The following is a 13802-nucleotide window of genomic DNA, read 5'->3' on the forward strand; positions in this document are numbered from 1 at the left end:
TTTAGAGCGCGTCTCATGTGGGAAGTTTCTTGTAGCAGATGAGTGCGGCGGCGAGATGCAAAAATGCCGCGAACAGGTGCCCGTGGCGTTCGTATCGGACGGTCAGGCGCCGATAGCCGGTGAGCCAGGCGAGGGTGCGTTCGATCTTCCACCGATGGCGGCCCAGTCGGGTGGAGTCGTCGATACCGCGACGGGCGATACGGGGAATGATGCGCCGACAGCGCAACCAGTGCCGGTGAACGCGATAGTCGTAGCCCTTGTCGGCACGCAGCCGCTCGGGCCGACGGCGTCGCGGACCACGCCGGGACCGGATCGCGGGAATCGCGTCCACCAACGGCCGCAGCATGAGGCTGTCGTGGACGTTGGCGCCGGTCACGGCGGTGACCAACGGGAGGCCATTCGCATCCGACAGGACATGGATCTTCGATCCGCCCTTGCCGCGGTCGACCGGGTTGCGACCGGTCAGCGAGCCCCCTTTTTGGCCCGCACGCTCGCCGAATCCACGATCGCCGCCGACCAGTCCACCTCACCGCCGACACCGAGCCGATCCAACACCTCCCGATGCAGCCGGTCGAAGAAGCCTGCCTCGGCCCAGGCGCAGAACCGACGGTGCGCGGTCGGCACGCTCACCCCGAACGACGGCGGCAACTGCCGCCACGCACACCCACTGGACAACACGAACACGATCGCGGTGAACACCGCACGGTCATCGACCGGCGCGGTCCCACCACCCTGCCTACGCGCAGCGAACTTCGGAATCAGGGGTTCGGTGATGTCCCACAACCCGTCCGGAACCAGACGTCGAGCCAGAGCATCCATCACCGAGCAGGCTATACGGTGCAGTTATTTCCGTCCACATGAGACGTCCTCTTACACCTCGGACCTCGATGCCGTTATAGACGGCCTGCAACTCGCCAACTCCGACCTGCCGGCACTCGGAATCAAGCTGTTCGATTGGCAGATCGACTCCGACAACCCGTGGTGGAACCGCCCGCTCAAATACGGCGAGATAGGCTGCACGCTCGCACATCTCGCTTGCTGGAACCACTCCGAGGAACACAGCACTGCGCCGTACATCCTGGTCCTCGAGGACGACGCCGTCCTGTCGCCCGGATTCCCCAGCGACCTTCTCCAGGGCCTGAACCGTCTGACCGAGTTCGATATCCCGTTCGATCTGCTCTATCTCGGACGAGATCGCCTGCAGCCCGACATCCCCACCCCGATCCCCGGGATAGTCCGCCCCGGATACAGCCACTGCAGCTACGCCTACCTACTCACTCGTCAGGGCCTGTGCGCCGCATTGTCCGCCGAACTCACACAAGCCATCGTGCCTGTAGACGAGTTCTTGCCCGCCCTCTATACGCCGCATCCGCGTCCCGACCTGCGGGCACGATTCGCGCCCCGACTCGCCGCGCTTGCCTTCGATCCGCCCCTGGTCGCGCAACGCGCGAAGACGGACGCCGGTAGCGACACGGAAGATTCCGATTTCGTGTAGTGGTGGACGAAGGTTGGATCACCGAGCGGGTCGCGGTGTCGTCCAATGTTCGATCAGCGCGGAAAGACGCTTACCCGACCACCGGCCGATCGGAGTATGGACATTGATACCGGTCACCACATGCTCGGCCGGCACGTCCTTGGTTACGACCGATCCCGCCGCAACGTAACTCCGCGGCCCGATCCGCACACCGCCGACCACTCGCGCACCGAACCCGACCACTGAATCCGACTCGACTACCGGCGGTTCCTCATCGACACCCCACCAGCCGAGATGGGGACGCGAGTACTCATGCACCAATTCCCCCATGACGGTCGCTCGATCACCGATCACCGTCGCATCGCAGACGAACCCGGCGACACACGCGTCCGCGCCGATCCGAACGCGATCGCAGATGTAGGCGCCGTGAACTATCCGAGTCCGGTCACCGACCACGCACCCGTACCCGATCCGAGCACGGTCCTCCACCACGCACTCGGCGCCGATCACCGTGCCTTCATGGACAACAACCTGATTGAAGAGCAAACTCCGGTCTCCGAGTACAACAGGGGAACCCGCCGAAGGCCGTCCGCGCTGGGCTTCCCGGAGACGAGCTTCCTTCGGATACCCCAACACGCAATGCTCGCCGACAATCACAGAATCACCGAGCCGAACCGGCCCATATAGTTCCACAGGTGTCACGAGGACAGCGCGATCTGTTCGACCAGCCAGGCAACCGTCATGGCGATCGCCTCGTCCTCACGCTCGCGTGAATCGAAACCATGATCCGAACCGACGACGGTGTGCAGCATCGTGTGTGGTCGGGACTGCGCAGCCCTAGCCGCAATCTCGTAGGAGACCGCCGTATCACGGTCACCGTGCACGACCAGCGACGGCACAGTGCTGTCGAGGAAACCTGCCAACGGATCGTAGTGCGTGAACTCATCGAACAGCACGCGCCCGAGCTCGAATTCGCCGTCGACGACCAGGGCTCCGTTCTCGTGCAGGAGCTTCTGCTGTGATGGCCCAAAGTTCTCCTTACCCCAGGACAACTCCGGCTCCAGAAACGTGGCCCGCAGATCGAGAACCGGATTCCACAACACCAGCCGATCGAGCCGAGTGGCCAGCCAAGGCAGCGACAGCACCGTGGACACTGCGCCGAAACTTGCCGCCACGATCGAAAATCGCCCCCGGAACCGCTCCTCGACAAGCTGCACAGCGGCCTCGAGATCCAAGCACTCACCGGCAACGGTGACCCCTCGTTGCGTCCCGCCACTGTTTCCGTGACCGCGGAAGGAGAACCGGACAACGTTGAATCCCGCGGCGGCCAGTTGTCCGGCCAACCGCACGAACATCCCGCCACCCTCATCCATGTCGACGGTGATCCCGTGAACTAGCAGCACCGTCCCCCGGACAGGGCCCGACGTGGTATGAACGGCCGCGTCGAGACGAACACCGTCCACCGACTCCACCGTGACGCTCTCCACCGGCACGTTACTTCCGCTTACTCCCCAGGCGTGGACCACAGTGCGTCCATGGTCTCGTGCGACACCGGCCGACACAATTCATCCTCCGACGCGAAGGCCATGTTCACAATCGTTCGCCGACCCCGGCGGATCGGATGTACCCGATGCAACGTCGTCTTCGCCCGCATAAGGTAGACCTCCCCAGGCTCCACTGCCAGTCGATGCACGGTTCGTTTCCGAAGTATCCGTTCGATGCCCGGTCTACGCTTGTCCCACACGGTGCCCGGGACACACTCGACGAACCCGCCATCGACCGCGCTCGGACATTCGGCCACCCATACCAGCGCGAAACTGTAATCATCCCAATGCCATCCATGCGTATCACCCGGCCGATCCAGCTGAGTGATCACGAATTGTTCGGGCTCGTACGGGCACAGATACACAGGCTGACCCACGACCGTGGCTATCGCATCGGTGACCGCGCCCGACGCATAGATCCGACGGATGGCGACCCCATGCTCCGCAATCTGTACTTGTCGCACGTTCCTCATCCGTCGAGGCGTGAATCCCGTCTCGGCGAATGCCAGGTCCCGGCGCACGCCCACCCGCGCCGCCAACTGAATAGCTTCGGTAGCAACCGCACGCCGAACCGATGCCGGCACCAGCCACGACACCACCACAGCACCACACCGGTCGAGATCTCGCCGCGCCGCAGCCAACCGCTGAGCAGCTCCGGATTCACTGGCCGTGTTCGGATCGATCAGCATCAGCCGATATTCGTCCACTTCCATGCGTTCAAGCCACCTGGATCGCATGGCGGACTCGCCGATGGTCCGCTACCGAAGCTGCGGACGCGGACCGGGGCTGCTGCACGGATAGGAGACAACCGCTGACACCCTATCCGTGCAGCAGCCCCATCTGACTGGCCTGGGTAGCCGACATCTGCGCGTATTCGGTATCGGTGCCGACCAGTGTCTATCTCGTTCGGCGGTCGTCGCGATCTGGATCGTAGACGAACGTTCGGTGATCAACCCAAGTTGGTTCAGTTCGACCAGTACCTGCGCATCGAGCAGATCGCCGAGCAACACGGCCTACTCTGCGAGGACCGTACTGGACTCGTTGGTCATTTCACTCCTTCTCTGTGTCCCAGCGCTGTGGGCTGCCACGGAGTCCGATCATCTTGTTGCACAGGTAGCGGTTCCTCGGGACAGGTTCTGGTGGCCGGAGGCGACCATGGAAGTTCGCCCTGGGCCGCCACCCAGCTCATGTCAGCTGCCCCTGCTGCTGGTTGCCGCCTGAAGTGAGCTGATGCGGTCACCCAGTTCCCGGACATCGGATCGCCGCCGATAGGGGGTGAGGTCGGTCAGCAGGGTGGACAGATGGCCGACGACCCGGGTGGAGGTGACCTGGTCGGTGAGCAGGTCGACGGCGTGACCTGCGAGGTGCAGGGTGTGGTCGATGTCAGGGTCGGGTTGGCGGGCGTAGGTGGTGGCGAGCAGGGTATAGCGCAGCGCGCCTTCCCGGGAATCGTTGCCGTCCCCGATACGCAGGGCCTCGCGGAGGTGTCGGCGTGCGTCGGCGTGCTGTCCGAGTCGGAGATAGCAGTATCCGGCTTGGCCGTGGGCGTGGGTTTCGTCGAGCCAGTAGCTCCAATCCGGTGCCCCGGCAGCAGGAGTGTCGAGGTGGGAGAAGGCGGCGTCGATCGCGCGGCGAGTATTGACCGCGTAGCCTGCGACCGCATGGGCCTCGGCCGCACGTAGGTTCAGGATCGCCGAAACCCGGCCGCTGGCACCGGGATATCCAGAGATCGCTGTGTCCGCGAGCAAGGCGGCTTCGCGGGGTTGGCCGATGTCTTTGGCCTGGCAGCTCATGAATCCGAGGATGTTCGCTGCGAGTGCCCGGTCCCCGGCGGTGTGGGCGGTGCGCAGGGCGGCGACCCAGTAGCGTTGGGCACGGGCATGTTGGCTGGTGTCGAAGCACAGCCATCCGGCCAGTCGCAGCAGCTCGGCGGCCGAGGAGTGCAGGCGGCGGCCGGTTGTGTCGTCGTAGCCGGCGTGGCGCAGCAGATGTAGGACATGGCGGAGGTGGGCACGGACCATCGTCAGCAGAGGGCCGCCGCCGAGTTGGTCGTCCATGCGGCGCAGGCTGGCGGTCATGGTGTCGATCTCGTCGACCGTGGTCGGTCCGATGCGGGTTCCGCCGGTATGGGCGAGGTTGCTGACGTGGGCGGCGAGCAGCCACTGATGGGCGGGGGCGGTGAGCGCGGTGCCTGCCAGGGCGAGGAACAGTCGTCGCTGCATGGGATCAGCGTCGGTGACCGCGGCGATGGCGCGCAAGGCCCCTTCCACCGTCCACGGTCCCTGGATGCCTGAATCGGCCGGAAGCAGTGGCCCGGTGGATGCGGTGGCCCACCCGAGGTCGGCGGGGGTTACCGGCCGGGCGAGTTCGGCGGTGAACAGCGCCGCGATCAGATCCGGCCACGGTGCGCGGGGTCGGGCGCCGGCCAGCCATTTATAGGGGGTTTTCGGGTGGATGTGGTTGCGGCGCCCGTGCAGTACCGCGTGCTCGCCCAGCCTGCGGGCGAAGGTCTCCGGCCTCCAACCCAACTCGGCCAACAGCATTGCCAGCTGCGCGTTCACCCACCTCGCCCCCGGAACCGGATCGTCGACATCGATGCGGCGAGAGTAACCGGCCACGGTGCGCTGTGGCACCGAAATTCCCCGAAACGCACCAAGCGCACCACTGCCGCCCCCACCACTTCAGCGGTGTCCTGAATATGGCTCGGTTAACAAACCAAACAGGTTGCCGGGCAAATGATCCCGTCACTTGCACGCATGAAGGGGGACACCATGAGATTCCCGTCGTCGATGCACATCCTCACCTACGACATGCACGGCACGGTCGTGGCCACCGGACAGCCGAAACCCGTCCGGCACACCGGCCTGGTCGCGCACACTCACCACCTGCTCGCTGCCCTGGCGGCGCAATACCCGGCGACGCGGTGGGCGGTCACTCAGACCGGCGCCACTCGTTTCGGCGCCTACCAGTTGCGCACTCCGGACGGGACGCTGGTTCTGGCCCAAGGCATTCGGACCGGCTTCGGTCAATACCTCGGCGGCGCGGCCGGCGGCAAGGACTCGCAGCGGGTGCGCCATTTTTACGAGGACACCATCGACGACCCGGCCAACCCGATATATGCGGGGCTGGCGCGCCAGTACGCCCACGTCATCGCCGCCGCCGGGACACCAAACCTGCTGGCGCAGAACATCAATCCCATCACCTCGGTGCTCAAAGCCGAGGAATCCGGGCGCTTGAAGGCCGCCGGTGTCAGCCGGCTGAATGTGACAGGGGTGGTGCACGATCTCGCCGGCGCGGAGCAGCGGTTCGACTACCTGCGCCGCCGTCTCGAGGTCACCGAGCACTCGGTGCGGATCGTCGCGGTCTCCACCGCGGTGGCCGAATACCTCGCCAAGGCCGGTATCGGCGGTGAGATGGTGCGCACGGTGCCCAACGGCATAGACATCGACGAGTTCGCCGCCCGTCTACGCGCCGCCACCGAACAGGATGCCTTCGCTACGGTGGCTTGCCGTAATCGGCTGCCGGCCGGGCGGATGGTGTTGTTGTCGGCACGACGGGTGGCGTGGAAGGGGCATGCCGATCTGATCGCCGCCTTGCGGACCCTGGTCGCCCGCGGTGCCGCCGGGGATGCGTTCGTGGCGTTCAATGGCCACGATATGCACGACACCCGCGCTCTGGACTACACGCGGGAGCTGACCGAGCTGACCGCCTCCGGCGGGTTGACGGGGCGGGTGTTCCTGCTCGACGACCTGTCGCCGACCGAGGTCGCGGCCTGCTATCAGGCCGCGACGGTGGCGGTGCTGCCATCGCGGTGCCCCGAGGCGTTCGGCTACGCCAATATCGAAGCGATGCTCGCCGGCACCCCGGTGATCACCACCGCCCACGGCGGGCCGCTGGACTACATCAACCACGGCCATTCCGGGCTACTGGTGCCGCCCGCAGATCCGGCCGCGCTCGCCGACGTCCTACACCAGGTGCTCACCGACACGACGCTGCACACCCGCCTGGCGCGGGAAGGACGCGCAAGCGCGGCCCGGTACGGCCTCGAACAGATGGCCACCGGTTACGCCCAGGTCATCAGCTCCCATGAGGAGCCGCAGCGATGACGCTCGCCATCCGCACCCGAGGGCATCGACCGATCGGGCGAGGTAACCACTCGACCGTCTACCACCGACCCGGAAGCCGGATCGTGGTGCAGGTTTTTGCCCCGGACGCCGCGGAGCTGACCGTGGCGAAGGTGCGGCATGAATACCGGTACCTGCGGGCGATCTTCGACCCGGTGCTGCCGGGGTTGGTACCGAACCAGCGTCTGCTGCTGCCGCGCCCGGAGGCGCGGTTGTGCGAGGCTGTGATGGTCAAGGACTATGTCCCTGTTGCGCCCGTGTGGTCGCTGCGCATCGCCTACCGGCATCGGTTGCCGCGCCAAGCTCTCGACCAGCTCGCGATATTCCTGCGCGTGGTGCGCACCCTGCTGGCCGACACCGCCCCGGTCCCCGCCCTGAAGGCGGAGGCGTCGCTGATCCCTGACTTCATCGATCCGCCGCTGGACAACCTCGCCATCGACGTCACCGGGCAACTGCGGTTGCTCGACACCAACCGGCTGATCAGCACACGCGAGCTACGCGTCCGCGAACATGCCGGGCAGATCCTTACTCTCGACCACGACGACACCCCCGCCCGCATCTACCGCCTGGTGTTCCGGCGGTTGATGTTCCTCGAACACCGATTCCTCCGCGTCCCAGCCGCACAGCTGCGCACCGACCCGCTGATCACCCGCTACCTGCACCCCACTCAGATCGAGGCCCTGTTCGCCGCGAGCACCACCGCCGGCGAACCGATCACACCGTGAACGCTTCGACCCAACAACCACGACGGGAAACCACCTGCGATGACATCGACCGGCTACACCGACCACGACCGCCGGCGCCGCGTACCCGAGCCCGGCCGCCACTACCACGATCCGACCACAGTGTTCGAACACGACCGGCTGCGACTGCTCACCAGCGGGGCGCTGCACCGACTGTCGAATATCACCCAGGTCGACGAACCCGACGCCGGGCCGGTCCCACACAACCGACTTACCCACTCCCTGACCGTGGCCGCGGTCGGGCGCCGCATCGCCCGCGGTGTGGGCGCTGACCCGACGGTGGTCGAAAGTGGCTGCCTGGCACACGATCTCGGTCACTCGCCGTTCGGACACAACGGCGAACAGGCCCTACGCGCCAAGGCCCGCACCTACGGCCTCGGGTTCGAGGCCAACGCCCAGACCCTCCGCATCCTGACCTACCTGGAACCCGGCCTCGGCCGCACCGGTGGGTTGAACCTGTCGCGTGCGAGCCTGGACGCTGCCTGCAAATATCCGTGGACCCCAGGCGCGCACCGCAAGTTCGGCGCCTACCCCGAAGACGCCGAAACCCTGGCGTGGATCCGCGACGGCGCACCGGACCGGCGACTGTGCGTAGAGGCGCAGATCATGGATATCGCCGACGACATCGCCAACACCCTCGCCGACCTCACCGCCGGAGTGCGCTCCAACGCGATCACCCTCACTCCGCTCATGTCCGTAGTCGACCGCAGCGAATTCGTCAAACTTGCGCATGGCCACTTCACCAACCTGCCCATCGACGACATCGACCGGTACACCGAGGATCTGCTGCGCATCCCGGGGATCACCGCCCTCACCACCGGCACCGATACCCCTGACGCAACGGTGATCACCGGGGTGAGACATACACTCACCGCCCGATTCACCACCGTGGTCGTCGCCGCGACGCGCGCGGCGGTCGGGCCCGGCCCGCACCACCGATTCACCACAGAACTGGTCGTGCCCGATCATCTCCGCGCCGAAATCGCGATACTCAAGGCACTGCACCTGCACTTCGTGCTCCGCGCCCCCGACCTACGCGCCCGCCGAGCCCGGCAACGCCATGTCATCGACACCATCTTCGATGGTCTCCTCGACCGCGCCCCCGACGCGCTGGAACCCCGCTTCGCCGCCCGGTGGTCTCGTGCCGGCACCGACGCGGCCCGAGTCCGGGCTGTCGTCGATCAGATCGCCGCCTATACCGACCGCCGCGCGATCGAGGTGTTCGAGGAGTTGACCGGCGATGCCGATCCGGCGGGTCGGCTCACAGTCGGCAGGCTGCCAGTTCGGTCGCCAGGATGGCCGACGCCCCGAGCTTCTTGAGCTCGTCCATGGTGCGGTTGATGCTCTTACGCTCCACCAGCGACCGCACTGCCACCCACCCCGGATCCGCCAGCGGCGACACCGTCGGCGACTCGATCCCTGGCGTCAACGCGCACGCCGCCTCGAGCACCGCCTTCGGGCAGTCGTAATCGACCATCACATACCGGCGCGCGGTCAACACCCCGGTCAGCCGGTCCAGCATCACCGCCACCGCCTCGGCCCGTTCGACAGTCCATTCCGCCGCAGTGCTGCGGATCAGCATCGCCTCCGACCGCATCAACGGCTCCCCGAACTTCACCAGGCCCGCGTTCTCCAACGACGTGCCGGTCTCCACCACATCAGCGATCGCATCCGCCAGACCGAGGGCGACCGCATTCTCCACCGCGCCCTGCAACACCACCACGTTCGCCGACACCCCTGCCTGCGCCAGGTGCTTGCGCACCAGCTCCGGATACGACGTTGCCACCGACCTACCCGCCAGATCCGTCACCGACTTCGGCCCGTCCGGACGCGCCGCGAAATAGAACGTCGACCGAGCGAACCCCAGATCCAAGACGGATTCGGCCGGCGCGGCCGCATCCTCGAGCAAATCCTTGCCGGTGATCCCCAGATCCAGGGTTCCCGCACCCACATACACTGCGATATCGCGTGGCCGCTGAAAGAAGAACTCGATCTCGTTTTCCGGGTCGAAGCAGTTCAGCTCCTTGTTCCGCACCCGCGGTAGCCGGTATCCGGCATCGGTGAGCAACGTCAACGCCGATTCGCTCAACGAACCCTTGTTCGGGACAGCGACACGCAGCAATGGCATACCGACAATCCTCACACACCTCGCAACCGCATTTCCGCGCCCACCAGCGATAGCAAACACCGGACTTGAGCACAGCACGAGCGATGCTGATCGCAAGATCTAAATCGCCGTCGAACTGGACGAGCTGCTGGCGGCACCTCGCTCCCATGAGACGTGAGGTTGTCCCATCCGTGCAGCAGCCCCGACGGTTTTACGAGTCGGCCCGCCCAGTATCCTGCGGCACGCTATGGGGTAGCTGAGTCCGACTGCGAAACCGCTGCCATCAGATAAATCGACGATTCGCTCTGCTTGTTGCCTATGGTCCTCACCTGATGCTCCGGTCGAATCGCGCGACCTCGCGCAGCACAGCTATATTCCCGGTCTTGCGCCACAGGTAGTAGGCCAGAAAGTAGGCACGGGACTTCAGTACGAAAGTTGTGAACGAACCAATCAGTGCAAGGCTAAGGGAAATCCACGTCAGCATGCACCCACGATCGGACGGATATCATTCTACCACAACGTCGTCGACCCGGTTCGCGAACATAGGCCAAGCCCGAGCGTTCTACCTGCGATGACGGTTCCGAAAAATGATCAGGGAAAACCTGACAGGATGAACCAGTGCCCCGCAAGTACCGCAACACCCTGAAGGCTCACGCTCACGCCCAAGCCAGCCTCGGAAAGGCTCTCATCGAGCTCGCGACATCTCACCGTGTCGCCGCTGCTGCGGTGGAACGCGGTGGGGCAGCAGCTACTCCCACCGGACCAGGGCAATTCTCCGAGTGGATCGCCACGTCATGTGAAATCGCGGCAGCAGCTGAGCGACTACTGGCCTTGGAGGTGGAACTTGCACGCAGGCATGGCATGACCTGGGATGCGGTTGCAGAGGTTCTCGGTGTGAGCAGACAGTCGGCATGGGAGCGATTCCGGTCGCATGAGCGGTGGAACAAAGCTCGACAAATCTCCCAGCTGCGACAACAGCGGAAAGCTGACCTTTTTCGCAGGATGACGGCAGGCAAGAGCGACTACGAAGTGGCGATCTTGAAGCAGATAATGCTGGGCAAGCAGTGAATCGACCGAGTCCAAGACCGCATCACGGCCAGAAGCCTCGTAGGTCACCGCCCCGAAGTAGCAGGCCCTAGGAGAGCTGCGAGCAAGGGAGCACCAGGGGCTACAGAGGGGAAATCGGAATGCCGCACGACCTGCTGGACGTCTGTCCAGGAGGTTCACCGATAGCCGGGGATGGACGACGAGCGGCGTCGGCGCCGGGACGCTGATGCCGCTCGGAGCCAGCAACGCGAATCCTCTGAACGGGGACGCCACCACAACGAACACGGACAACATTTCCATATCGGGATGGCGCAACTACGCGGAGAAATACGCGAAAACGGTTGGCACCATGAGCAAACCATAGAGCTGGGTCCGGAGCGCAAGCGCAGGCATGACACCGCCCGCATCAACGAACGCGGTGGCCGGGACTTCACCGAATACAAAGGCGGTGAACAGGGCGGCGGCGACCGAACCATAGGACAGCTGGCGAAAGACCAGGAAGTCCTCGAACGCCACCCGCGCGCGACCGGTACCTGGGTCCTCGTCCGAGAGGCCGCCGACCGGCCCACGCATGAAGCACTCGACGCCTTGGCCCACGACTGTCCCGACGGGTTCCGCGTTCCCGAGGATCCTGGGCGGACAATAAATCCGAAGGACTTCAACTCGCTGTTTACGAGTCTGACCAGAAAAACATTTGATCGGTACGGCCACAGCAGTGTGGTCTACCCTGGTCATGGTGACGACACCGCACCTAAGTGTAGAACCTCATCACCTCAAGGAGTGGCGTAGTCGCGGATGGTGATCGCAGATCCAAGATATTTTGGTTCGTTGTGTTAACGCGCTCCTAATTTGCCGTAAGAGGATCGGCGTTTCTCAAGGACGGCGATAGTATCCGTGATTTCGTGTGTGATTTCCCGGCTGATTGGTCGGTCATTCCACCTTCGCAACAGGAAATCATGCAGTGTAACAAAATCGGGTAGACCTAATGGAGCTCTTGGCGTTACTACGGTCCAGCGCCACTGTCCAAGCACCTCAACTATGTCAACCCCATATTTGTCAGAAATTCCTTCTAGCACGACTAGGTCATTCCAGGATAAGACCGCTGGTGGGGTGACTTTGCTGCCGAATATATTAAAATTTGGTTGCGAATGCTTTATTAGGAGTTGATCAATTAATTCAGTCAGAATGATTCCATTGTCCGGAACTATCACGATGGGAATGAAAGTGGTCTTTGGAGTGACTTTGAATTCTGCTTCATTCCAACCATGCAGTTGAAATTTTTCGATGGTCGAGATTAACTGTGTGAATTTGTGTTCGACCAAGTTGTTCATCAGATCTTTGTTGAACTGGTCAAAGCTACCTGTTCCTTCGGATATTTGTGGCCGCAATGAGCGATTATTGGCATCCGATACGAGGCAAAGGCTTCCGCTGGAAAATGCCCAGTCGCAATTCTTCGACTTTCCGGTAGATTTTCCTGTCCGTTTTTTCCATCGAGAATTCATTTGCGACTCTCCGACAACATTCCGATTGCTTCCGCCCGAGTTTTCCGCTGAACGTTTGAACGATTCTCCAACTCTCCGTTCAAAGACATCGTCAATAGCTCTTAGAAAGTTCTCGGACGCTGCTGCGTCTTCTATAGCCAATGCGGCCGCGACATCTTGGATAGGGAGATGGCCAAAAAATCTCTCTGCGACGTATTGTAAGCGCACGGCGATGGCCCACTTGTCGGAAAATCTAATCAGCGGAAACCGTTGGAACTCTGCTTTCATCCAAGGCAGATGGGCGATCTCTTCGTGGGTATCCTGATGTTCGGGGGTTGATTCTAAGAGGTTGGAGCGCAGAGTCTCAATATCAATCGAGAAGCGGTCGAAGAAGAAGTTAACCGCCATCTCGGGAAGGCCTCTTGCAAGTAGATCATCGCAGTTTATCAGTGGCATCCCTGAAGAGATATCAGTACATACACACCAGCCCACCGCAAGGAAGTCGGCATGGTCAAATCCCATCACTTCGCTAAAAACATCTGCAGGGCGCTGGCTGTATTTTTTGGTGCGAGGTGTCTTCGGCCATTCCTTCAACCACATATAAGTGGTGAAGGTCATCAACTCCTGAACGCTTCCTGTGCGATTGAATGACCTAATTGCTAATTCCTCGATAAGGTGCTTTTGGTGCAAGTCCTGAAACGTCTCCACTGAAGGATTTGGTAATGATCCCAGATCCAATCCTTCTATTGTGTTCTGCTCCCGGTTTATCGATAGAGAGTATCTAAAAATATCCTCTAGGGTTGGCCTAGATCCAGTATCTGCTGCATGTGAAATTATCTCCTTAGTGTATTGCATCAACGCACTGGGTGTAAACACCACTGACCGGGGGGTAAGTTTCTTATAGAGCTGATTTCTCAGCTTGGTGTCCAGCGACCCAAGTATTATCCTTTCCTCTTCGGGGCGGCGCAAATTTTGAACCCCAAGGTCCATGGAGGTGCATATCTTTGATGCTTCTACAAGAGAGGGGACGATGCCGTGCAAGGCAATTGATTCCAATCTTTCCTCTCTGGTTATCCTTCTATTTAATATGCTCTCATCGTCCAGGGTGATGAATCCGTGTTGTAGGAAATCGAACATCCTTAAGCCTCGCGTTTCGGAAGATGTGGTTGTATTTCTGAATATTTTTACGGATGGAACCGAGGCTCAGGTTGTGAGCAATGCTGATGCGCGCACGGCGTGTAATTCGCCATCTGAAGCCTTCCTGCGACGGTGCTGTGCGTCA

General features: G+C 62.5%; 13 protein-coding genes. 5 read left to right on the plus strand and 8 right to left on the minus strand.

All coding sequences use genetic code 11. The features are described from left to right. Positions 1-13 precede the first annotated feature (13 nt). Positions 14-819, minus strand: a protein-coding gene (locus tag ON20_RS35125) for an IS5 family transposase (protein WP_438803448.1) whose coding sequence is annotated in 2 segments (ribosomal slippage) — positions 14-472 and positions 475-819 — 804 coding nt in all. Because the reading frame shifts where the segments join, the coding sequence is not laid out codon by codon here. Between ON20_RS35125 and ON20_RS27695 the strand changes: the two genes are divergently transcribed. Continuing rightward, positions 773-1495: a glycosyltransferase family 25 protein gene (locus ON20_RS27695; RefSeq protein ID WP_040840482.1), complete on the plus strand. Its 723-nt coding sequence runs from the start codon at positions 773-775 to the stop codon at positions 1493-1495. The genes ON20_RS35125 and ON20_RS27695 overlap by 47 nt on opposite strands. Positions 1496-1513: 18 nt before the next feature. Here ON20_RS27695 and ON20_RS27700 read toward each other — a convergent pair whose 3' ends face one another. The 4 genes from ON20_RS27700 to ON20_RS27715 all read right to left on the minus strand — a co-directional run bounded on the left by ON20_RS27700 (position 1514) and on the right by ON20_RS27715 (position 5651). Next, positions 1514-2020, minus strand: coding sequence for an acyltransferase (locus tag ON20_RS27700; RefSeq protein WP_245547526.1), 507 nt, complete (start codon positions 2018-2020; stop codon positions 1514-1516). 152 nt (positions 2021-2172) lie between these two features. Beyond that, the gene (locus tag ON20_RS27705; protein WP_245547527.1) at positions 2173-2967 is read right to left on the minus strand and encodes an alpha/beta hydrolase; all 795 of its coding nucleotides are present in this window, start codon (positions 2965-2967) and stop codon (positions 2173-2175) included. Between the two features lie 11 nt (positions 2968-2978). Further along, positions 2979-3707, minus strand: a complete 729-nt coding sequence (locus ON20_RS27710) for a HalD/BesD family halogenase (RefSeq protein WP_157229074.1) — start codon at positions 3705-3707, stop codon at positions 2979-2981. 501 nt (positions 3708-4208) lie between these two features. Then, positions 4209-5651, minus strand: a complete 1443-nt coding sequence (locus ON20_RS27715) for an NsdA family TPR-like regulatory protein (RefSeq protein ID WP_157229075.1) — start codon at positions 5649-5651, stop codon at positions 4209-4211. A 138-nt stretch (positions 5652-5789) separates the two neighbouring features. Here ON20_RS27715 and ON20_RS27720 point away from each other — a divergent pair, with 138 nt between their 5' ends. Genes ON20_RS27720 through ON20_RS27730 form a run of 3 tightly spaced genes read left to right on the plus strand, consistent with a single transcriptional unit; the run spans position 5790 to position 9205 of the window. Continuing rightward, a complete protein-coding gene (locus ON20_RS27720; protein WP_169332396.1) occupies positions 5790-7124 on the plus strand; it encodes a glycosyltransferase family 4 protein in 1335 nt (444 codons plus the stop codon). Beyond that, entirely contained in the window at positions 7121-7867 is a 747-nt protein-coding gene (locus ON20_RS27725) for a hypothetical protein (RefSeq protein ID WP_040840456.1), read from the plus strand. The genes ON20_RS27720 and ON20_RS27725 overlap by 4 nt, the downstream gene beginning before the upstream one ends. Before the next feature lie 39 nt (positions 7868-7906). Then, positions 7907-9205: a deoxyguanosinetriphosphate triphosphohydrolase gene (locus tag ON20_RS27730; protein ID WP_051163490.1), complete on the plus strand. Its 1299-nt coding sequence runs from the start codon at positions 7907-7909 to the stop codon at positions 9203-9205. Here ON20_RS27730 and hisG read toward each other — a convergent pair. Further along, positions 9147-10013, minus strand: coding sequence for an ATP phosphoribosyltransferase (gene hisG / locus ON20_RS27735; protein ID WP_218002664.1), 867 nt, complete (start codon positions 10011-10013; stop codon positions 9147-9149). The genes ON20_RS27730 and hisG overlap by 59 nt on opposite strands. A 597-nt stretch (positions 10014-10610) precedes the next feature. On the opposite strand from hisG, the gene ON20_RS27740 reads away from it, so the two are divergent. Next, positions 10611-11060, plus strand: coding sequence for a hypothetical protein (locus tag ON20_RS27740; RefSeq protein WP_040840458.1), 450 nt, complete (start codon positions 10611-10613; stop codon positions 11058-11060). A gap of 294 nt (positions 11061-11354) precedes the next feature. Here ON20_RS27740 and ON20_RS38215 read toward each other — a convergent pair whose 3' ends face one another. Together ON20_RS38215 and ON20_RS36965 are read right to left on the minus strand one after the other, a co-directional pair. After that, complete coding sequence (locus tag ON20_RS38215) at positions 11355-11636, minus strand: hypothetical protein (RefSeq protein ID WP_218002665.1); 282 nt, start codon at positions 11634-11636, stop codon at positions 11355-11357. A gap of 236 nt (positions 11637-11872) precedes the next feature. Then, positions 11873-13657, minus strand: coding sequence for a hypothetical protein (locus tag ON20_RS36965; protein WP_157229077.1), 1785 nt, complete (start codon positions 13655-13657; stop codon positions 11873-11875). Positions 13658-13802 lie beyond the last annotated feature (145 nt).

The organism is Nocardia brevicatena NBRC 12119 (genome assembly GCF_000308495.1).
GTDB classification, from domain to species: Bacteria; Actinomycetota; Actinomycetes; order Mycobacteriales; family Mycobacteriaceae; genus Nocardia; species Nocardia brevicatena.

Bases quoted from the DNA above. Each gene is read 5' to 3' on its own strand.
- hisG (WP_218002664.1), bottom strand. From the start codon at position 10,013: ATGCCATTGCTGCGTGTCGCTGTCCCGAACAAGGGTTCGTTGAGCGAA.
- ON20_RS27730 (WP_051163490.1), top strand. From the start codon at position 7,907: ATGACATCGACCGGCTACACCGACCACGACCGCCGGCGCCGCGTACCC.
- ON20_RS27720 (WP_169332396.1), top strand. From the start codon at position 5,790: ATGAGATTCCCGTCGTCGATGCACATCCTCACCTACGACATGCACGGC.
- ON20_RS36965 (WP_157229077.1), bottom strand. From the start codon at position 13,657: ATGTTCGATTTCCTACAACACGGATTCATCACCCTGGACGATGAGAGC.
- ON20_RS27725 (WP_040840456.1), top strand. From the start codon at position 7,121: ATGACGCTCGCCATCCGCACCCGAGGGCATCGACCGATCGGGCGAGGT.
- ON20_RS27710 (WP_157229074.1), bottom strand. From the start codon at position 3,707: ATGCTGATCGATCCGAACACGGCCAGTGAATCCGGAGCTGCTCAGCGG.
- ON20_RS27695 (WP_040840482.1), top strand. From the start codon at position 773: ATGTCCCACAACCCGTCCGGAACCAGACGTCGAGCCAGAGCATCCATC.